The sequence below is a fragment of the Flavobacterium rivuli WB 3.3-2 = DSM 21788 genome (genome assembly GCF_000378485.1).
Lineage (GTDB): Bacteria > Bacteroidota > Bacteroidia > Flavobacteriales > Flavobacteriaceae > Flavobacterium > Flavobacterium rivuli.
Genome location: NZ_KB899969.1, coordinates 404,234 through 423,360, shown reverse-complemented (window position 1 = coordinate 423,360; position 19,127 = coordinate 404,234). Strand labels below are relative to the sequence as shown.

The window sequence follows — 19,127 nt, the reverse complement described above, 5'->3', positions numbered from 1 at the left end:
TGTTTTGATTTACAAAAAAAATCCGCCACGGTGGGCGGAAATCTTCTAACTAAAGTAACTCAAATTTATTTTTTGGCAGTAAAACTAATGGGCAAATGGTAATTGCAACGAACAGCCTTATTTTCTACCGTTGCCGGAAGCCATTTTTTTGTTTTAGTCAGCGCGATAATCGTTTCTGTACCTAAATTAAGGCCTACGGGTTCGCGCATTATCTTTATAGTACTTATGCTTCCATCCTTTTCTACAACAAAAGACACGTATACCCTTGCGGTTTCTTTAAGCCCTTCAGGAGTTTTTATTTCTTTAGCAATATCTGCATAAAATGCAGGAATACCTCCGGGATATTCGGGCTGAACAGTAACCTGCCCTGCAGAATATATTTTATCTTCCTGATAAACGGCAGGAACTTTCGGCAGCTCTCTTTCGGCAATTATTTTAGCTTTTAATTGATCTTTCTTTGCCCTTTCGCTATCTATTTTTGCACGGCGGCTGTCATCCATTATTTCTGTTCTTGAGCCGTTAACAGAATCTCTTTTAGCCATCATTTCACTTCTCTTCTTATCAATTTCAGCTTTTTTAGCCATTATCGCGGCTTTTCTTTTTTCAAGCTCTGCCTGTAGCATTTCTTCCCTTGTCTTTTTAACAGTGTCATTTTGCGCTATGGCCTTAACAGCTATCAAATTTTCATCCTGAATTTGTTTTTTTGGCTCTTCCCCCGTTGTTTTTATTTCAGGTGTATATTTACCCATTACAACCGTAAAGGTGTCGCTGCCATATTTTTTATGAGAATTTTTAAGTGTTTTATCAAAATAAGCCGGGGTATACAACGTAAACTGGTAAGGCTGCGGAAATGCTTTACTTCGAGCATTCTTTGAAACTGAACTTCCCTGATAATAGGCAAAGTCTCCTGGCTTGTAATTGTTGAGTTCTTTATTATCTACATGCTTCCCATCTATCCAGATGGCATATTTACTTTTGTCTTTATAGTCTGTAAATTGTTTTTCTGTAGGTTGTTTGTTTTGTGCAGGTTTAGGCACAGGAAAAAGGTACTTGTCCTTTTCTTCTTCGGTAAGCTGTTCATATAACTTATCTACTATTTTAATCCTGTCATGGTTTAGCACAACAATTTTTACACCTGCATAATAACTATCCCGGTCGCTTGTCTTAACAGTGGTAGTTTGTTGCTGTGGCTCATATTCGGCAACCGCTTCAACCTCCGTGTACTCGTTAGAGCGCGCAACAGTTTCTGTACAAAGGGCAAAAATAAGTGCTGCAATAACAGGCAGCGAAGCAAGCTTAAGCAGGAGTGCTTTACTTTTTGGTGTGGCTTTTGTCATCATGGTAAAACGTTTTTTTGTTACACTAAAATTCAGGCTGCTGGCAAGGTGGTACTGCGTAGCCGGTACTGCTTTTTGCAACAGCAGTTTTTGATAATTTACAACATTATGCGTGTGGGATACCACACCCTCATCGGCCAGGAATTCATGGTTAAGCTTTATGGCCTTTTTATAAAAATACAGCAGCGGGTTGAACCAGAAGGCCGTTAACAGTACTTCTACAAATAATATATCGAGCGTATGTTTCTGGGCTACATGGGTTAGCTCGTGGGTAAAAAGTTCGTCTTCTATAAGGCGGTCTTCGTATTCCTGTTTATTAATAAAGATGTAATGCAAAAATGTGTGCGGCAATACCTTACCGGGCAACAGAACCAGCACAGCATTTTTATACGTTACCGTTGCATTTGCAGCTATTGTTCTTTTAAAATGCAACAGGTTATTTACAAACCTGAATATGAGTACCAATGTTATTGCCAGATAGATCCCTAAAAGTAGGTAGGGTATGTAGTTTACAGGTTCTTCAACCGGCATTACATTAAGTTGCTGCATGGGTATCTCCTCAACAAAAACCGGCTGTGGTTCTGCTGCAACTTCCTTATATATGGTAAATGCCATAAAAGGAAGTGCTAACGCGAATACCAGGGCACAAAGCAGGTAAGCACGGTTAAAGCGGTGCATTTTTTCCTTTTCTAAAAACAGGTGGTAAATGGCCAGTAACACCACCATTGCAGTGGTAGATTTTATAAGATAATCGGTCATGGTGTTGTGGTTTTGGTTATTATTTCAATTGATGGACCTTATTTATTTCTTTACAGAATCGTTCTTTTTTAAATTTTTGAATTCTTTGATATACTGTTTCTTGCTAAAGCAGGTTTACCATTTTTAGCAGCCTTTAATTTTTCCCTTTGCTTTAAAAATTCTTTAGTCCCCATGTGCTCAGGTAACATTACAGGCTGCAGTTTTCCTGTTTTATCATCCTCAAGCATTATGGCTGTATAAGTTTCAAATTTGTATTGACTATTTTCGTTTTTTACTTCCTTCTCATAATAAGCATTTGTAAGCAACAAATAACCCGGAATTTTTAGTTCCTTCCCATAAGCGGTAAGATCTGCATATACAGCAAAGTCTTCTGCATTATATTTACCAAGTTCCTTGTTACTTACATTTTTAGAATCAATAAAAACCACACACTTTTTTGCCTTTTTTAAAGCTTCAAACTCTTTAGCCGTGGGTGGCATTTTCTTCATTGGTTCGGGTACGGGCGGCAGGTATTTATCTTTTTCTGCCTCGGTAAATTGTTCATACGGTTTATATAGTATTTTAACCTTGTCGCTGTTTAATACACGCACCCTTACACCTTCAAAATAAGTATCCCTGTCAGAATCCTTTTCAGAAAATGCTTTTTCAGCAACCGGCTGTACCTTTGTTTGCGCAACGGTTTGTATACATAGTGTAAAAACAAGTGCAGCAATAACAGGCAATGCAATAAACCTAAGCACTGTGGCTTTACCTTTAGGTGTATCTTTTGTCATCATGGTAAAACGCTTTTTTGTTACACTAAAATTCAGGCTGCTTGCCAGGTAATACTGCGTGGCAGGTACCGCCTTTTGCAACAGCAATTGTTGATAGTTAATAACATTATGAGTTTGAGACACTACTGCTTCATCGGCCAGAAACTCATGGTTAAGCTTTATGGCCTTTTTATAAAAATACAGTAATGGGTTAAACCAAAAAACCGTTAGCAATGCTTCTATAAACAATATATCGAGCGTATGCTTTTGGTTTACATGAGTAAGTTCGTGGGTAAAAAGCTCATCTTCTATAAGGCGGTTTTCATACTCTTGTTTATTGATAAAAATGTAATGCAGGAATGTGTGGGGCAATATTTTATCATTTAACAGAATCAGCACAGCATTTTTATGAATAACCGTTTTATTGGAGCGTATTGCCTTTTTAAAATGCAACAGGTTGTTTACAAACCTGAATAGGAGAACAAGCGTTATAGACATATAAATTGCCATAAGCAGGTAGGGCATATAGCTTACAGATTCTTCAACCGGCATAACAGTAAGCTGCTGCATTGACATTTGGGCTGTAGCAACATTATCCTGAACGCCTGCAACCTGTTTATAAACTGTAAAAGTTATAAAAGGCAGGGCTAACGAAAACGCAAGGGCAAACAGTAAATAAAACCTGTTAAATCGATGCATTTTTTCGCGCTCTAAAAACAAATGATATAACCCAAGCAGCAATACCATTGTAACAGATGACTTAATTAAAAAATCGGTCATTGCTTCTTCTTTTGAATTTCCGAGTCGATAATCTTCCGTAGTTCTTCCAGTTCAGTGGCAGTCATATCGGTTTCTTTTGTAAAGAAGGAGGCAAACTGCGATGCCGAATTATTAAAGAAACTTTTTATCATTCCGTTTACCTGTTTAGAAAAGTAATCAGATTTTGGCACAGCCGGATAATATTCCCTGCTTTTGCCATATTCGGTATAGCCTACAAATCCTTTATCGGTCATTCGCTTAAGCATTGTAGCAACAGTTGTTGAGGCGGGCTTCGGGTCTGGGAACGCATCCAGCAGGTCCTTCATAAATGCTTTTTCTGCTTTCCACAAAAATTGCATGAGCTGTTCTTCGGTTTTTGTTAACTGCATGTTCTACAAATTTAGATTATGTTCTACAAATGTAGAATAAAAATTAATCCGTGCAACTTTTTCTAAAAAAATTTTAGTTAGCAGCCTGATATTTAACGTTTATTGCAGATATTAGCCTCTATTAGCAGACTAACATGAAGCACATTACCTTTTTTCTATTTATTACTACATTGGCTTTTGCCCAAAAACAGCTTACCGTGCTCGATAGCGTTACTAAAATCCCAGTGGCCTATGCTGCCATAAATCTTAATAATAATTATGGTATATACAGCGATGCTAATGGTATGGCCATAGTGACAGATACACTCGTAAATATTGTAACGATATCATCTATTGGCTATGCAGATAAAACCGTTACAATACAAAGAAAGATGCAGGTGGTTTACCTTGCGCCAAAACCCATACAGCTTAATGAGGTTATAGTAACACAGGCTAAAAAAATTAAACGAAAAGAGCTGGTGGTTAAACCAAAAATACACAAGGATACCCGTGCCTTCGAAATGTCGCGCGCCACTGCACAATATGCTTTTTTAGTTCCTGCTGCTAAAACAGACGCTTACATTACCGCGATTACACTGCCGCTTTTTAAAATTGCCTTTGAGGCAGAAGGATACCCCGGCGTATTTGAAAAGATAGTGTTTCGTACACTGGTAAGGGTAGAAATACTGGCTAACAACAATGGCCTGCCGGGCGAAAAACTAAATGATTATGAACAGTATGCTGTAATAACCAACAATATAAATGACAAACAGTTTGATTTAAAACTTGACGAAGAACTACCGCTGCCCGCCAGTGGCCTATTTGTACAGCTTACCATGTTAGGCAAAGCCGATGAAAACGGCAATTTAAGCAAGGAACTGCCTTATACAAATGTTGATCGTAATGGCGATACAACCATTAAATTTTTTAAATGGATGCAGCCTAATTTCCCGCTAACAGAAAGGCCAAAAGGAACACTAACCTTTGTGAAATTTCCTTTTATGGAAAATAGTAGCTGGCAAACTATTAATGAACCTGCACTGCACGAGCAAAAAAAATATCCCGATTTTAATATCGGCTTTGGTTATACTACCGTTAGCTATCAATAAAAAAATCCGCTTTTTTTAGAAAGCGGATTTTTTAAAGTAAGCAGTCGCAGTAGCAGTTTTCAGGTTCAGGAGCACTGTAAACTGTGACTGCGACTGTAAAACTTATATAAACTCTATTTAGAAAGTTCTGTAAAATATTTGTAGAAATAAGGTATTGTTTCTATTCCCTTAAGGTAATTAAAAATACCAAAATGCTCGTTAGGGCTGTGTATAGCATCGCTGTCTAAGCCAAAGCCCATCATGATGGTTTTGCTTTTAAGTTCTTTTTCGAACAATGCCACAATAGGGATACTACCACCGGAACGTACCGGGATAGGCTTAACGCCAAAGCTCTCGGCATAAGCCAGTGCCGCAGCCTGATAGCCTATACTATCTATAGGGGTTACATAAGCCTGCCCACCGTGGTGCGGTGTAACTTTTACTTTTACACCCTTAGGTGCTATGGCAGTAAAATGCTTGGTAAACAGTTCTGTAATTTCGTTCCAGTCCTGGTCCGGCACAAGGCGCATAGATATTTTTGCGTAGGCTTTACTGGCAATAACCGTTTTAGCACCCTCGCCGGTGTAGCCGCCCCAAATACCATTTACATCGAGCGTTGGGCGTATAGAGTTACGCTCGTTAGTAGTATAAGTTGCTTCGCCATATACATCTTCAATATCAAGTGCTTTTTTATATGCATCAAGAGAGAAAGGCGCTTTAGCCATCTCGTCGCGCTCTTCACGGCTCAGGTCATGCACTTTGTCATAAAAACCAGGAATGGTAATATGGTTATTATCGTCATGTAACTGGGCTATCATTTTAGCCAGTATATTAATAGGGTTTGCCACAGCACCGCCATAAAGGCCGGAATGCAGGTCGCGGTTAGGGCCTGTAACCTCAACCTCAACATAGCTAAGTCCGCGCAGGCCGGTAGTAATAGATGGCTGCGTGTTAGATATCATCCCTGTATCAGATATAAGGATAACATCGTTTTTAAGTTTTTCCTGGTTACGCGCTACAAACCATGCAAGGCTTGGCGATCCTACCTCTTCCTCCCCTTCTATCATGAACTTAACGTTACACGGCAGGCTGTTGCTTTGCACCATATATTCAAGCGCTTTTACGTGCATGTACATCTGGCCTTTATCGTCGCAGGAGCCACGGGCAAATATGGCACCATCAGGGTGTAATTCAGTTTTTTTAATGACTGGTTCAAACGGTGGCGATGTCCATAATTCTACCGGATCGGCAGGCTGAACGTCATAATGGCCATAAACAAGTATGGTGGGCAGGTTTTTATCAATGGTTTTTTCGCCATATACAATAGGGTAGCCCGGCGTTTCGCAAATTTCTACAAAGTCGCAACCCGCTTTTTCAAGCCTGCTTTTAACAGCATCTGCAGTATTAATTACATCCTGAGAATAGGCACTATCTGCACTAACAGAGGGTATTTTAAGCAATTCTATAAGTTCATCTATAAATCGATCTTTGTTTTTATCGATGTAGTTTTTTATGTTATCCATTATAAATTAGTGATATACGATTGAGCATCAAAAATACGAAAAAATAAAATGATAAAAAGTTCGGTTTTTAATTTGAAAGTTCAAAAACAGTCGTATATTTGCATCCGTAATAATGAAACAAATTATCGGTTACATTATCTGCCTGCGGGTGTGGTGAAATTGGTAGACACGCCAGACTTAGGATCTGGTGCCGCAAGGTGTGTAGGTTCGAGTCCTATCACCCGCACAACAAAAGCTTCTGAGAAATCAGAGGCTTTTTGCATTTAGTGAAATTTTATTCGGTTACCTTTTCTGTATAAATTTTATGGATTGCAATAAACGAAGACATGATACCTAAAAGCACTATTAGCGACCGTAACCAGTTCATCGAGCTCCATTCCGACGCTAACCTTTTAAGGGTTTCGGTATCCGGTAGTTTTTCAGAGAGAAACATTATATCGTTTCGGGGATGGAAATAGATAAATGTAAATACATCTGCCGACATATAAAAGAGCAATGCGAGTGCCAAAAACAACCGCACTGATGGCGATCTTTTCCAAAATAAAATAAGGGATACTAACGCTAACAACTGGGTAAGCGGAGAAAATATCTTAAAGAAATCTCCCGGATTTACTGTTTTAAAATATTCTCTCGTGGCAATTACCGATGACGGAATATCGCTTTCGACAGCAACAGCATTAACCAGCGAATTATAAATATTTACAAAGAGAATGCCGCTTGCAAATGACACAGATGCCATAACCACTATTTTTTTCATATACTGTTGTTTTATTATTACTGTCTTATTACACTTTATAAACATGAATGCATTGCCATGCGTAAACTGTAGGGAATGTACAAAAAATAAGTTAATCATCTCATTATCAAAACAATTAAAAGGTAATTTCTTTTTTTTGCAATAGCCGTATAATGACAATAACCTGATTTTAAATCCTCAGACTGATGGCCGAAGACTACACTATTATTATTTTATTATGCTTTTCTTTGAAAATTAAAAACTAATTGTATCTTTGCAGCCTTGTAATGACGCAAGATACTATTTTAGTATACCCGCGGGTGTGGTGAAATTGGTAGACACGCCAGACTTAGGATCTGGTGCCGCAAGGTGTGTAGGTTCGAGTCCTATCACCCGCACAAAACTAACTCCTTCAAAATCATCGATTTTTGAAGGAGTTTTTATTTGATATCACTACAACTTTGATTCTTTATTATTAATCTAAGCACATGGATTGTATAAGATTGCTCATACTACACATACTTTTATGATGTCCTTTATCCATCAATACCATTCATAGTACTACCAGATGTTGACATTAATTTTTTATAATCTCTTGGAGAGTGCCCCGTTTCGCATTTAAATGCTTTTGAGAAACTTGAAAGGCTCCCAAAGCCTGTGCGTTCTGCAACGTCTGTGAGTGACAGCGATCCTGAATATATTATGTGCTTAGCCCGCTCTATGCGCTTTTGGATAATATAAGCCTGGGGCCTTATACCCATGTGTTTTTCAAAGAGCCTCGAAAAATAGCTCGGATTGCAGTTGTATCTATTGGCCAGGAAATCGACGGACAGATCCTGTTGAAGATTTATTGAAATAAAACGGATCGCGTCTACTATCTTATTAGGATTATCTTTGACCTTTTGATTATAATAGTGTTGCGGCTTTGAAAACCTTGAAATTAGCTGCAGCAAAATACCTTGGGTTTCTATAAAGTCCGTATGGCTCTGTAGGTCGTTAAGTGACTGGTATTTTTGATAGTAGCTGTGTTTTTCGTAAATTTCAGGATCATCGGAACGATCAAGGCCACGACCGGGATTGATTTCTACAAGCCGTTTAAAGTTTATAATGTCAATTTCCCGCGCTGCTACCTTGCAAACAAAATGGGAATTATCAAATAATGATGTGCCGTCTTGAGACTCTTCAAAAAATTGAACAAAATATTGACTTAAATAACTTTCGCAAACAAGGTTACACAGTGTATAACCCGGTATTATATATAAATAACCAGGCTCTAATGTAAAGATATTCTCCTGATCTTCTACTATGCCATTACCACTATCAATAAAGTAAATCCTATGGTACGGGCTTATAACATTTTTATAGTTCCATCTATAGTCCAATTTTACGTAATCGGTATTGAGTAGTGAAAGAAATTGCTTTAAAGTTCTTTTAGTCTGCATATAATATTAAATAGGTTGTATCATGACAAATAAAAGTCTTTTTAAGACAAATTTACAACTTTCTGCTTTACTACTTTTGCCTCATCGCTGTTATAGCAATTATTTACTTTTTATGAGAAATACAACTTCACTTTATATAATACTGTGCCTGTTTGCATTAAATGGTCACGCACAAAAAGTTGATAAGCAACTTAAATATAATTATAATCCTATTCCTTCCATTCCTGTTAAACTTTCAACAGACAGCATTCCCTTAGGAGATTCTAAAACCTTTCCCGAAGTACAACTGGACATTCCTATTGCTAAAGGCCCCTTTGAACCTAACTGGGCATCTATTGAAAAAAACTACCCCGGTGAACCTGACTGGCTAAGAGACGCAAAATTTGGTATCTGGGTGCATTTTGGCCCACAGGCGTCAGGAGAAAGTGGCGACTGGTATGCCCGTAGAATGTATACTCCGGGAGATCTTGCATACAAAAATCATTTAAAAAAAGAGGGGCATCCATCAGAATCAGGCTATAAAGAGATACTGAAAGACTGGAACCCTAAACAACTTGACCCTGCCAAGCTTACCAAAATATATAAAGATGCCGGTGCGCGATTTTTAATGATACAAGGCGTTCATCATGACAATTATGACCTGTGGAACTCAAAATATCAACCCTGGAATTCAGTTAATGTAGGGCCAAAGCGCGATATAATTAATGAGTGGGCTGTTGCTTCCCGGGCTGCCGGTATAAAATTTGGAGTAACTTTTCATCATGAATATACTTGGTGGTGGTGGCAAACGGCTTTTGGCAGCGACACTAACGGAGCCAAAAAAGGAATACCTTATGACGGCAATCTTACCCTGGCAGATGGCAAAGGGAAATGGTGGGAAGGGCTCGACCCCAAGCTTTTGTACGGCATTGATCTACGCGAATACAAAGGTGTAGCGGCCGCGGCCGCATCTCCATGGTCGCCTCCGGAGCCGGGTATTTTTTCCAGACATTTAGCTTATAACAAATGGTATGTTACTAATTGGGCACTGCGAATGATGGATGTTGTGCAGCATTATGATCCGGATTTTATATATACCGATGGTACCGTTCAGGGACCATTTACAGGCGATGGCACCGGCACCGGGTATAAAGCTAATGCAATGCAAACCGTTATTGCCGATTTTTATAATCGTACTCTGGCCAAAAGGGGAACCGTAAATACTTTTAGTATCGTAAAATTCAGGAACAGAACAAATGGCACAGTAACCACCGAAGAATTTGGAGTTCCTGCAGATATAAAAACCGATCAGCCATGGATTGCCGAAGTACCTGTAGGTGACTGGTTTTATGCACCGGGCTTCACATATGACTCTGGTATGATGATAAAGTATATCATCGAAGCCATAGCACGGGATGGTAATGCTGCTATCTGCATTTCATTACTTCCTGACGGCTCATTAGATAAAGGGAGCGAAAAAATGCTGAAAGAAGTAGGTAACTGGATGCGAAAAAATGGAGAGGCAGTTTATGGCAGCCATGCATGGAGTATTCCCGGCGAAGGCGAACATATTAATGGTAAACTAAAAATGTTACCCGGTGGCAAATTAGAGCGCAGGCAGGCAGAATTTAAATTTAGCGAAAAGGACTTTCGCTTTACGGTAGGTAAAAATGGTTCTCTGTACATATTTAGTATGACCATTCCTAAACCAGGTGCAGTACTCACTATTGAATCATTAGGAACGGAAGCTAAACTTTTCAATCATCCGATAAAAAATGTTCGAATATTAGGCTATAATGGCAAATTAAAATGGCAACAATTGCCCGAAGGCCTCGTAGTAACCTGCCCTGAAGCAATGCCATTTGCAACATCTGTTGTGTTTAAAATAGAATAAATACATATCATTTAAGTAATTGTTTTGTAAATGATTTGAGCCCCACTTTTTCTTCAAATGTTACCACTAAGTTATAAAACACAAAAAGACTATGGCGGTATGCGGCGTGTGCCTTATCTTGCAATTATTATTTAAGCACTACCTATTTCCCCTATTTTATGACTACTCAGCCTACTAAAAAGTATGACCGCCCTATTATAAAACTTAACCAGCCAGACGATAACTATAAGGCCCTTATATTACAGCCTGCCATAGATAACTACCCTTACCACCTTAACCTGGAAAAATTTGCGGAAGTTTCGCCCGATAAATTCAGTTTCCAGATGGTAGGCGATACCGGCGGTATTCGCTACCCGGAAGGCCAACAAAAAATTGCCCGCCAACTGATACAGCAAATTGCCGGTAGCGACGCCTTAGAAAAGCCGGCATTCCTTTATCACTTGGGCGATGTGGTATACCACTATGGCGAGGCAGAACAATATGAGCAACAATTTTTTAAACCTTATAAAGACTATCCGGGACCTATATTTGCCATTGCCGGTAATCACGACAGCGATGTTAACCCCACCAACCCTGTACCCTACCACAGCCTCGATGCTTTTAAAGCGGTATTTTGCGATACCGAAAGCCGGCACATACCTTTTGCCGAAGATGTAAACCGCAAAAGCATGACGCAGCCTAATGTATACTGGACGTTTGATACTCCTTTAGCAACTATTATAGGACTGCACAGTAACGTACCTAAGTATGGTTTTATAGGCGAAGACCAGCGTAAATGGTTTATAAAGGAACTTATAGCCGCCGGCAAAGAACGCCCAGATAAGGCAATAATTGTAACCATTCATCATGCGCCCTATACTGCCGACGAAAACCACGGTTCGAGCCTTGCCATGATAACATTTCTTGAAGATGCTTTTAAAGAAAGCGGCGTGCGCCCCGATATAATTTTTAGCGGCCACGTGCACAATTACCAGCGTTTTCATAAAACATACCCGGACGGTAAAATACTACCGTTTGTAGTTTGCGGAGCGGGTGGTTTTGATGAGTTGCACTCTATAGTAAATGTAGGCGATAGTAATTACAGCCCTAATAATCCTTTATTAGACAATGTGCATCTTGAAAACTATTGCATCATGAAGCATGGTTTCCTTAAAATTACTTTAGAACGCACTACCACAGGAATAAACCTGTCGGGAGAATATTCTATAGTAGACAACCTGAAAGAAATCGATGTAAAAGATACCTTTAGTTACACGCTGTAAGCTCTACTCTTCCCACCCATGAACTTATACTGCCAAAAGGCCGGTGTAATACACTTTGGGTATACTTTTTGTTTTGTTACTGTTACACAAAAACATAATTGTATGGATTATGAAAAATTTATTTTTTGCCTCGAAGCGGTTGCCGATGTGGAGACTGACAGCACTACCGAAGTGGTAAAAAACCTGGAAGACCTTGCTTTTAACCAGGGCATAGACAGCATTTACAAAACCTGCGACACTATAGAGGGATTAGAGGAAAGCCTGAACGCCTTGTTGTATGACGACCACAACTTTAAAAACTACGAAATAATATACCTGGTAATGCCGGGCGAGGCTAACAACATTCGCATTAACAATTACTACTATAGCCTGGAGGAAATAGCAGAGCTTTTTGAAGGCAGGATGAAAGGAAAGATACTGCATTTTGCAAATGCCAAAATATTAGACCTGACAGAGGAGGAAGCACAATACTTTTTAGACATCACGGGTGCCAAGGCAATATCGGGATACGGTGAAGAATCGGTAAAAGTGAGCAGCAGCGGGCTCGACAAAGCATTCTTCAGCCTGTTTGAAGATACCGATGATGTTGTGGAAATTGTTGAAGAGCTGCATCAAAAATATTATACTGCCTGTAAGCTGTTAGATTTTAGGTTATACTATTAAAAATGATGCAATTAAGTAACAATTCGGCATTTTTGTATCGAAATTTAAATCACAAGGTTAACAAATTGCTAATAGTGCTAAAGTTTTATTAAGACATATCTTCTTAAAAAAGATTCTCATTACTTTTATCTGAGAGGTTGAAACCTGTTACATTAAACATGGCATTTTACCCGCTAAAAAAGTAACTGATAACCAAAAAAACTAAAGCTATGCACATCACTATTTTTAGAACTTTGTACAAACATGTTATAGACCACGACCTTATAGAGCGCATGCTAAAAAGAAACAATATAGCCTTTGAAAGAACAGGCTATGATGCCGGCTCACGCTATAAAATAATATCTGATACGGAAGATTCGCTTAACAGCTTCAAGAAAAGATTAAGGGAAATTTACCCGCAAATATCGCTTAGCGCATAGTAAGTTTGTTCTGTACAGGCATTGCCCTGATTAGAAAATTGTTACAGCTACAATAAGGATAACCATTCCTTTTTGTTAATAAATGCTTGCCTTAATATTATTTAGGCAGGCATTTATGCGTTAGTTTTGGGGCATATAAAAGAGAATCGCAGCTATAGTAAATTAAAATTTTGCTGCACAATTTTGGTAAAATACAGTAATTATGGGGATGTTTGTAATTAGCAAACGGTATAACGGAGAGTATAAATTTGTTTTTACATCGAGAAAAGGAAAAACCATTTTTACAAGCATTAGCTGCAAGCAAAAATCGGATTGTGAAATGATGATAGCCGCAATACGCGATAACATTGCGCTTTTTGCCTTTACAAAAAATGGCAATTTAGCCCGGAAATTCTTTTTCAGGCTGTCTAAAGGGGGGCTGGTACTGGCTACAAGCCGTAAATACAGCACAGAGCTAAGCCTTAAAAAAGGCATTAACGAAATTATGCTTTATGTAGAGCGCGCAGAGATACTTGATTTCTCTGAGGATGAAACGGTTTTCCCACCTGCCGACGAGGTTTTTATATAACTCTTCCTTTCAATAAAAAAAGGGTTTATAAAATTGATATTTACAATCATTTTATATACCCCGAATATTATTCGTTAAACCCCGCAGGTAATAAATTTAGTTTTCTGATGCCACTTCATACGGCTCGCCGCTTACATACCACTGCCCCTTAACTTCTATAGCACTTGGTATGGTTAATACATATTTTTGGTTACCGGCTGTAAAATGAATATTTAAAGTAGTTGTTTTAGCAACTCCGTTTACCTGTCCGCCTTCGCTCATATCTATATCATTAGCCTTTGTTTCTGTTTTTGTAACGGTGGCTTTTTTAAGGTCGATACCTTTTTGAGACAGTACATCCTGTAATTCAGAAAAACTTGCCACAGCATCGTTAACGCCCTTCAAATAGGCTGTTTTAAAAAACTGGTCGTCAAGTTTAGCGTTGGCATCTATACCACGTATGTAAAATGATAATGTTTCTGCCGTAGGAAACAACTTTTTATATCCCTCTACATTATTATCAGTGGTTATTTTAATAAAATGCGATGCCAGCTCCTGAGACGTTTTTTGTGCAAAACAAAAAGTGGTGGTGTATAGGTAAACAAACAATACGTAAATAAATTTCATGTAAGGTATATTAATTGGTTATCATTACAAAACGACAAAATATTAACAAAAATTGCATGGCAAAACACGATGTATAAAAAATCCCTGTAATTTTATTTACAGGGATGACTCTATATTATAAATAATACATTAAAAAGCTGTGCTGATGTTTAATGTAAAACCGGTACTCTCTGGCACAAAGCGGCATACACCGCCCACACATACAAGGCCACCACGCTGCCTGCCGTAGTTTGCAGCAATGCGTGTAGCACCTATGCGGTAGGCACCGCCAAAATTGTAATAGTGCGTTTGTTTTTTAGGATCGTCGTTACCGTAGTTATAAATATCCCAAACATATATTGAGTAAGTATCATTAAGGTTAAACTCTACGGTGCCACCCGCCCAGTTCTTTTTATCGGCATCGGCCCACATGTGTTCTGCCTCCAGCCTTATAGATGTTTTAGGGTTAAAGTTATAGGTAGCTTCGCCGGTAACAATATTTGTTTTTACTTTATCTCCACCCTCAAGCCACTCTTTATTATAAAACTGGTTTATGTAATAAAATGCTGTATGCCATGACTCGCTCCATTGCTTGCGTATCTCCATATTATAATCAGAGAAATACTTTTCTCCTACGCCAAAAAACTTGGTATCATATTGCGCCGGCGCCAAGCGGTATGTACCCGCCAGGTTGTACCAGCTGGACACATTTACTGCCAGTTTAGTACCATATTTACCCCCTATAGCAGTGCCTTTGGCAAAATCATAAAACACATCTATCTGCCCACCGGTTTCGCCCGCTTTTAGTATTTGCGTGCCAATAAAATCTACCTTACTTTGCGCCTGAAAAACATAGATATTTGCAAGGTTGCTGTGGTGCTGTTTAGTAAGTGCCGGAGTAAAGTTTAATACCTTATCGTTATAATTTAAGGTAGATGACGTAGCATCTACAAAACCGGGTTCCCTTTCGCTAAGAAACTTAAAATTCTCTGTACGGCGCAGTGTGGCATCTATACCAAGCCCCTGTTTAGAGTAGCCCAGGTTTACAAGCACAGCACTACCGGGCTTTACAAAATTGTTATCAATTTTATTTTGCACATCCAGTACGCCATCTTTTTGCTTGTAATTATATTCTCCCGATATGTAAAAGGCATCATGTATAAAGTTTACCCGGCCACCTACAGCATTTGTAAGCGCATCAAAATTAGGGTTTGGTATATTTATCTTTTCATAGCGCCCCACGTATGTAGTACCAAAAGAAAGATCTGACTGTTCAAAATTAAACAGTTTACTCAGGTTAAAATCGGCATCAAAACCATAAATATCTCCATTAGAAACACCAAATCCAGATCGTTGCCTGCCGTAAAGAGCGGTGAGCTTAACATTGTCTGACACTCTATAAAGCACACGCCCACCACGAAGAGCGGTATTTATACCAAGGGCGCGGTCTTCCCAGGCACGAAGCAATAACCCACTGCCAAACTGCTCATAAAAATAGCCGCCTGTAATTTCCAGCTTAGCAGTTTTATAACTGGCATACCACGTACCCACATTAGTACCTTTAAAACCGGGGTTGTAATTAAGCAGAGCGTAAGGCTCATAAGCTTCGGCCTGAATACCGGCACTAAAGCCTTTATACTGGTAATTAACAAGCAGGTAACTGTTAGAGCGAATGGGTTTACCGTTTATAGGGGCGGCATCCTGGTTTACACCGGTACCTTTATCGTTTAAATACCATTGTGAATTAGACTCGAACCCACCATAAATTTTTCCGTAATCTTTTTTAGGCAGGCTATCATTATCCTGTGCCGTTATTGTGCCGGCAGTTAACGTTAAAAGCAGCAGCGATACTATTTTTTTCATTACCTACAGCTCCTTCAGTTTATTATACAATTCTATTTCGCCTCCCTGGCTGTAACCATTATGTATGTAAACCACTTTTTTATTTTTTACAACAATTGTATAAGGTACGTTAGCAATGCCAAGAGCCCTCTTTACATCCTGGTTAGCATCCAGCAATACTGTGTAAGGCCATTTTTTCCCGTTAAGCAAAGGTTTAACGCGTTTTTGTGTACGGGCATCATCTATAGATATGGCAACAACCTCCATATTAAGTTCTTTACTCCAGTCGGCATAATGCTCATTAATAGCATCGAGCTCATTAATACACGGTACACACCATGTAGCCCAAAACGAAAAAATATATAATTTATCTTTTTCGCTAAAATCATTTTTAACGTTAAGCGATTTATTGTTTACTGACTGTATGGTAACGTTAGGCATCTCTTTTTGCGCCCACGCCGTTCCCGACATTAATAGTAAAAGCAGTAAAATTTTTTTCATTATGTAATATTTTAAGTAAAAAATTGTTGTGTGGCAATATTAAAAAAAAATTATTCTAATTATCTGTTTTTAAGGAAAATTATAATCCTATGGAGTTAGTAGAATTATTAAAATGCCATTTTTACAGCATAAAATTAAATCATACTGCATTAATAATGATATTTTAATAAAAATTAAAGTATCAATGAATATTTTTATTGAAATATTCTCAGTTAACATTTTTTTTACATAATTTTCGGGTCTATTAAAAAAACATAACTAACAAACATTTACTTACATGAAAAAAACTCTACTTAGCGCAATGCTGGTATTTGCGGGTTTAACTGCACAGGCGCAGTTAGCAAATGGCAGCATAGCCCCCGACTTTACCGCTACAGATATTAATGGCGTACAACATCATTTGTATGAATACCTGGATGCAGGAAAAACAGTTATTATAGATATTTCTGCAACGTGGTGTGGTCCTTGCTGGGCATACCATGGTACAGAAGCCCTTGCCGACTTACATGAGTCTTACGGCATGGGAGGATCTGAAGAAACTGTTGTTCTTTTTATAGAAGGCGATCCGGGTACATCTGTAGAAAGTATTTACGGTACTAATATACCATCTGACACAAGGGCTACCAGGGGCGACTGGACACAACACTCGCCTTACCCAATTATTGACGATACGAACGGAGATATATCTGTAGCATATAATTTACAATATTTCCCTACTGTATACATGATATGCCCCAACTACCAAACCACAGAACTTACACAACCCACAGCTGTAGAGTTAAGAAACCAGATAAATAGCAACTGCGCCGCAGAAACAATGTTGGGCATTAATGATAAAGGAAGATTTACTGATCTTGCCGCCGGATATTTTTGCCAGGCAGATGGTGTTTATAAAGCTAAAGTAAAAAACCTGGGTACAAACCGTATGTTGAGTGCAACTGTAGTACTAAAGGAAAATGGCAACATACTTTCTACCAAGCAGTACAGCAGCTCTACCGGTATAGCACAATATGGCACAACCACTATTACTTTTGACAGCTCAACATTTACAGCCAATGCAGCGCATACTGTAGAGGTTACCAGCATTAATGGTATGACTCCGCCGTACCCAGCTTTACTAAACGAAGAAGTTGATATTGAAGCATTTCACGCTGCTCAAACTAATCGTGAACTGGAAGTAAGAATACATACTGATGCTTATCCAGGAGAAATTTCATGGAAAATAAGAACGGCGAGTGGCACTGTAGTTGCAAGTGGCGGACCTTATACACCAGGCCCTGCCTCTGCGGGTGGAGCAGGCGGACCAGATGCCAACACAATGATATCTACAATGGTAACATTACCGGAAGGCGATGATTGTTATAAAATAGAACTTAGGGATTCTTACCGTGACGGATGGACATACAGCCTTACAGCAGATGAAGTGCATGGTGTAGAGATATATAATGGCGACACACAAATTTATGAATATTTAGATGGCAACTTTGGCGCATCAATTATGCTCGATGCAGCCCTGATAACATCATCTGTAGCTGCTACACCAGGTATTGATAGCAAACATTTTGCTGTATATCCTAACCCTACAAAAGGCATTCTTAATTTTACGACTCAGGAGCCTGTAAATATTACTATTATGGATCTTACAGGAAAAATTGTACATACTGCAAAAAACATTACAGACGGTAACAGTATAAACATAGGCGGCCTGCAAAAAGGTATGTATGTAGCACAAATAAAAGGTGCAACTACACAAAAAACAGAAAAAATAATTATTGAATAAGCATAAACTATTTTAACAAATTAATTCCACAAAAAAGCTATCGGAAACCGGTTATCTGGTTCCGGTAGCCTTTTAATTACAAACAAATTGCAATTTATAACTACTATTACCATGAAAAAAATTATCCTTTTAGCATTATTCGCCATTAGCGCATCAGTACAGGCACAGGTTGTTTCTATTTTAGGCAACGATGAGGAAATTACCGAAGGGCAAACATTTACATTCAGTAACCTTACAGAAAGGGCTAAAATTAACCTTGTTGTTACAAACCTGTCAGATGAGCCTATTAACCTAAAGCTAAAAGCAAACTCATTGAGCAACCCTACTAATATGAACATACAGTTTTGTTTTGGTACAGAATGCTATTTTAATATTTCTGCCGGGTCTACAGTGCCTTCAGATGTTGCCGGGTTAACATTACAGCCGGGCGAAACAAATCCTGAAGGAGATCATTTTCAAAATGCGAATCCGGGCAATGGTGTAGATCCTGTTACTTATTCTTTAAGCCTTGTAAAGGTGAGCGACAGTGGCGAGATCCTGGAAGTATTAAGAACGTTTAACTATGTATATTCTCCTGCTGCCAGCCTTACCGATTTTTCTGCTTTGCAAAACATGGGCATTACTGTTAAAAACACTGTAGTAAAAAACCAGCTTGAAGTAAGTGCAAATCAAACTGCAACATTACAGGTAGTAAACATTAACGGACAGGTAGTAAAAACAATTGCTATTAAAAACGACAACCAGGTTATAGACCTTTCAGGATTAACATCGGCTGTATATTTTGCACGTTTTACAACGCAACAAAATAAAACTGCACAAATTAAAATTATTAAAAACTAAAGTAGCAAATCTCTTAATGCACTTAAGTTT

The 19,127-nt window shown here is 38.6% G+C and carries 17 protein-coding genes and 2 tRNA genes; 10 read left to right on the top strand and 9 right to left on the bottom strand.

Features of this window, described 5'->3' with window-relative positions:
- Positions 1-65 precede the first annotated feature (65 nt).
- From F565_RS22365 to F565_RS0110850, 3 genes are all read right to left on the bottom strand, one after another.
- Complete coding sequence (locus F565_RS22365) at positions 66-2,096, bottom strand: M56 family metallopeptidase (RefSeq protein WP_020213253.1); 2,031 nt, start codon at positions 2,094-2,096, stop codon at positions 66-68.
- Positions 2,097-2,164: 68 nt separating this feature from the next.
- The gene (locus tag F565_RS22360; RefSeq protein ID WP_020213252.1) at positions 2,165-3,628 is read right to left on the bottom strand and encodes a M56 family metallopeptidase; all 1,464 of its coding nucleotides are present in this window, start codon (positions 3,626-3,628) and stop codon (positions 2,165-2,167) included.
- Positions 3,625-3,996: a BlaI/MecI/CopY family transcriptional regulator gene (locus tag F565_RS0110850; protein ID WP_020213251.1), complete on the bottom strand. Its 372-nt coding sequence runs from the start codon at positions 3,994-3,996 to the stop codon at positions 3,625-3,627. The genes F565_RS22360 and F565_RS0110850 overlap by 4 nt, the downstream gene beginning before the upstream one ends.
- A gap of 134 nt (positions 3,997-4,130) precedes the next feature.
- Between F565_RS0110850 and F565_RS0110845 the strand changes: the two genes are divergently transcribed.
- Positions 4,131-5,084: a peptidase associated/transthyretin-like domain-containing protein gene (locus tag F565_RS0110845; RefSeq protein ID WP_020213250.1), complete on the top strand. Its 954-nt coding sequence runs from the start codon at positions 4,131-4,133 to the stop codon at positions 5,082-5,084.
- A gap of 113 nt (positions 5,085-5,197) precedes the next feature.
- Here the strand turns inward: F565_RS0110845 and F565_RS0110840 are convergent, their stop codons facing one another.
- On the bottom strand, positions 5,198-6,586 hold the full coding sequence (locus tag F565_RS0110840; protein WP_020213249.1) for a dipeptidase: 1,389 nt from the start codon (positions 6,584-6,586) through the stop codon (positions 5,198-5,200).
- 144 nt (positions 6,587-6,730) lie between these two features.
- On the opposite strand from F565_RS0110840, the gene F565_RS0110835 reads away from it, so the two are divergent.
- A tRNA-Leu gene (locus tag F565_RS0110835) sits at positions 6,731-6,812 on the top strand.
- Between the two features lie 48 nt (positions 6,813-6,860).
- Here the strand turns inward: F565_RS0110835 and F565_RS0110830 are convergent.
- Positions 6,861-7,343 carry an anthrone oxygenase family protein gene (locus F565_RS0110830; RefSeq protein ID WP_169336021.1) on the bottom strand — a complete coding sequence of 161 codons (483 nt, stop codon included), beginning with the start codon at positions 7,341-7,343 and terminating at the stop codon, positions 6,861-6,863.
- A 295-nt stretch (positions 7,344-7,638) separates the two neighbouring features.
- Here F565_RS0110830 and F565_RS0110825 point away from each other — a divergent pair.
- Positions 7,639-7,720 (top strand) — tRNA-Leu (locus F565_RS0110825).
- Positions 7,721-7,858: 138 nt separating this feature from the next.
- Here the strand turns inward: F565_RS0110825 and F565_RS0110820 are convergent.
- Positions 7,859-8,764: a helix-turn-helix domain-containing protein gene (locus F565_RS0110820; RefSeq protein WP_020213247.1), complete on the bottom strand. Its 906-nt coding sequence runs from the start codon at positions 8,762-8,764 to the stop codon at positions 7,859-7,861.
- 112 nt (positions 8,765-8,876) lie between these two features.
- Here F565_RS0110820 and F565_RS0110815 point away from each other — a divergent pair, with 112 nt between their 5' ends.
- The 5 genes from F565_RS0110815 (at position 8,877) to F565_RS0110795 (ending at position 13,549) form a co-directional block, all read left to right on the top strand.
- Entirely contained in the window at positions 8,877-10,637 is a 1,761-nt protein-coding gene (locus tag F565_RS0110815) for an alpha-L-fucosidase (protein WP_020213246.1), read from the top strand.
- Positions 10,638-10,795: 158 nt separating this feature from the next.
- Positions 10,796-11,899 carry a metallophosphoesterase family protein gene (locus F565_RS0110810; RefSeq protein WP_020213245.1) on the top strand — a complete coding sequence of 368 codons (1,104 nt, stop codon included), beginning with the start codon at positions 10,796-10,798 and terminating at the stop codon, positions 11,897-11,899.
- A gap of 102 nt (positions 11,900-12,001) precedes the next feature.
- The gene (locus F565_RS0110805) at positions 12,002-12,562 is read left to right on the top strand and encodes a DUF6642 family protein (RefSeq protein WP_026300001.1); all 561 of its coding nucleotides are present in this window, start codon (positions 12,002-12,004) and stop codon (positions 12,560-12,562) included.
- 209 nt (positions 12,563-12,771) lie between these two features.
- The gene (locus F565_RS0110800; protein ID WP_154652590.1) at positions 12,772-12,981 is read left to right on the top strand and encodes a hypothetical protein; all 210 of its coding nucleotides are present in this window, start codon (positions 12,772-12,774) and stop codon (positions 12,979-12,981) included.
- A gap of 202 nt (positions 12,982-13,183) precedes the next feature.
- Positions 13,184-13,549: a YegP family protein gene (locus F565_RS0110795; RefSeq protein ID WP_020213242.1), complete on the top strand. Its 366-nt coding sequence runs from the start codon at positions 13,184-13,186 to the stop codon at positions 13,547-13,549.
- Positions 13,550-13,645: 96 nt separating this feature from the next.
- On the opposite strand, the gene F565_RS0110790 is transcribed toward F565_RS0110795, so the two are convergent.
- The 3 genes from F565_RS0110790 to F565_RS0110780 all read right to left on the bottom strand — a co-directional run bounded on the left by F565_RS0110790 (position 13,646) and on the right by F565_RS0110780 (position 16,477).
- Positions 13,646-14,155 (bottom strand): hypothetical protein, encoded by a 510-nt coding sequence (locus F565_RS0110790; RefSeq protein ID WP_020213241.1) that lies wholly within the window; start codon positions 14,153-14,155, stop codon positions 13,646-13,648.
- 129 nt (positions 14,156-14,284) lie between these two features.
- Entirely contained in the window at positions 14,285-15,997 is a 1,713-nt protein-coding gene (locus F565_RS0110785) for a DUF6029 family protein (RefSeq protein ID WP_020213240.1), read from the bottom strand.
- 3 nt (positions 15,998-16,000) lie between these two features.
- Positions 16,001-16,477, bottom strand: a complete 477-nt coding sequence (locus F565_RS0110780) for a TlpA family protein disulfide reductase (protein WP_020213239.1) — start codon at positions 16,475-16,477, stop codon at positions 16,001-16,003.
- A gap of 277 nt (positions 16,478-16,754) precedes the next feature.
- On the opposite strand from F565_RS0110780, the gene F565_RS0110775 reads away from it, so the two are divergent.
- A complete protein-coding gene (locus F565_RS0110775) occupies positions 16,755-18,257 on the top strand; it encodes a T9SS type A sorting domain-containing protein (protein ID WP_020213238.1) in 1,503 nt (500 codons plus the stop codon).
- 111 nt (positions 18,258-18,368) lie between these two features.
- Positions 18,369-19,097, top strand: a complete 729-nt coding sequence (locus F565_RS0110770) for a T9SS type A sorting domain-containing protein (protein WP_020213237.1) — start codon at positions 18,369-18,371, stop codon at positions 19,095-19,097.
- Positions 19,098-19,127 lie beyond the last annotated feature (30 nt).

Excerpts from the sequence above, each read along its gene's own strand:
- F565_RS0110795 (WP_020213242.1), top strand. The coding sequence starts at position 13,184 with ATGGGGATGTTTGTAATTAGCAAACGGTATAACGGAGAGTATAAATTT.
- F565_RS0110785 (WP_020213240.1), bottom strand. The coding sequence starts at position 15,997 with ATGAAAAAAATAGTATCGCTGCTGCTTTTAACGTTAACTGCCGGCACA.
- F565_RS0110810 (WP_020213245.1), top strand. The coding sequence starts at position 10,796 with ATGACTACTCAGCCTACTAAAAAGTATGACCGCCCTATTATAAAACTT.
- F565_RS0110830 (WP_169336021.1), bottom strand. The coding sequence starts at position 7,343 with ATGAAAAAAATAGTGGTTATGGCATCTGTGTCATTTGCAAGCGGCATT.
- F565_RS22360 (WP_020213252.1), bottom strand. The coding sequence starts at position 3,628 with ATGACCGATTTTTTAATTAAGTCATCTGTTACAATGGTATTGCTGCTT.
- F565_RS0110820 (WP_020213247.1), bottom strand. The coding sequence starts at position 8,764 with ATGCAGACTAAAAGAACTTTAAAGCAATTTCTTTCACTACTCAATACC.
- F565_RS22365 (WP_020213253.1), bottom strand. The coding sequence starts at position 2,096 with ATGACCGATTATCTTATAAAATCTACCACTGCAATGGTGGTGTTACTG.
- F565_RS0110805 (WP_026300001.1), top strand. The coding sequence starts at position 12,002 with ATGGATTATGAAAAATTTATTTTTTGCCTCGAAGCGGTTGCCGATGTG.
- F565_RS0110790 (WP_020213241.1), bottom strand. The coding sequence starts at position 14,155 with ATGAAATTTATTTACGTATTGTTTGTTTACCTATACACCACCACTTTT.
- F565_RS0110840 (WP_020213249.1), bottom strand. The coding sequence starts at position 6,586 with ATGGATAACATAAAAAACTACATCGATAAAAACAAAGATCGATTTATA.
- F565_RS0110845 (WP_020213250.1), top strand. The coding sequence starts at position 4,131 with ATGAAGCACATTACCTTTTTTCTATTTATTACTACATTGGCTTTTGCC.
- F565_RS0110815 (WP_020213246.1), top strand. The coding sequence starts at position 8,877 with ATGAGAAATACAACTTCACTTTATATAATACTGTGCCTGTTTGCATTA.
- F565_RS0110775 (WP_020213238.1), top strand. The coding sequence starts at position 16,755 with ATGAAAAAAACTCTACTTAGCGCAATGCTGGTATTTGCGGGTTTAACT.
- F565_RS0110800 (WP_154652590.1), top strand. The coding sequence starts at position 12,772 with ATGCACATCACTATTTTTAGAACTTTGTACAAACATGTTATAGACCAC.
- F565_RS0110850 (WP_020213251.1), bottom strand. The coding sequence starts at position 3,996 with ATGCAGTTAACAAAAACCGAAGAACAGCTCATGCAATTTTTGTGGAAA.
- F565_RS0110770 (WP_020213237.1), top strand. The coding sequence starts at position 18,369 with ATGAAAAAAATTATCCTTTTAGCATTATTCGCCATTAGCGCATCAGTA.
- F565_RS0110780 (WP_020213239.1), bottom strand. The coding sequence starts at position 16,477 with ATGAAAAAAATTTTACTGCTTTTACTATTAATGTCGGGAACGGCGTGG.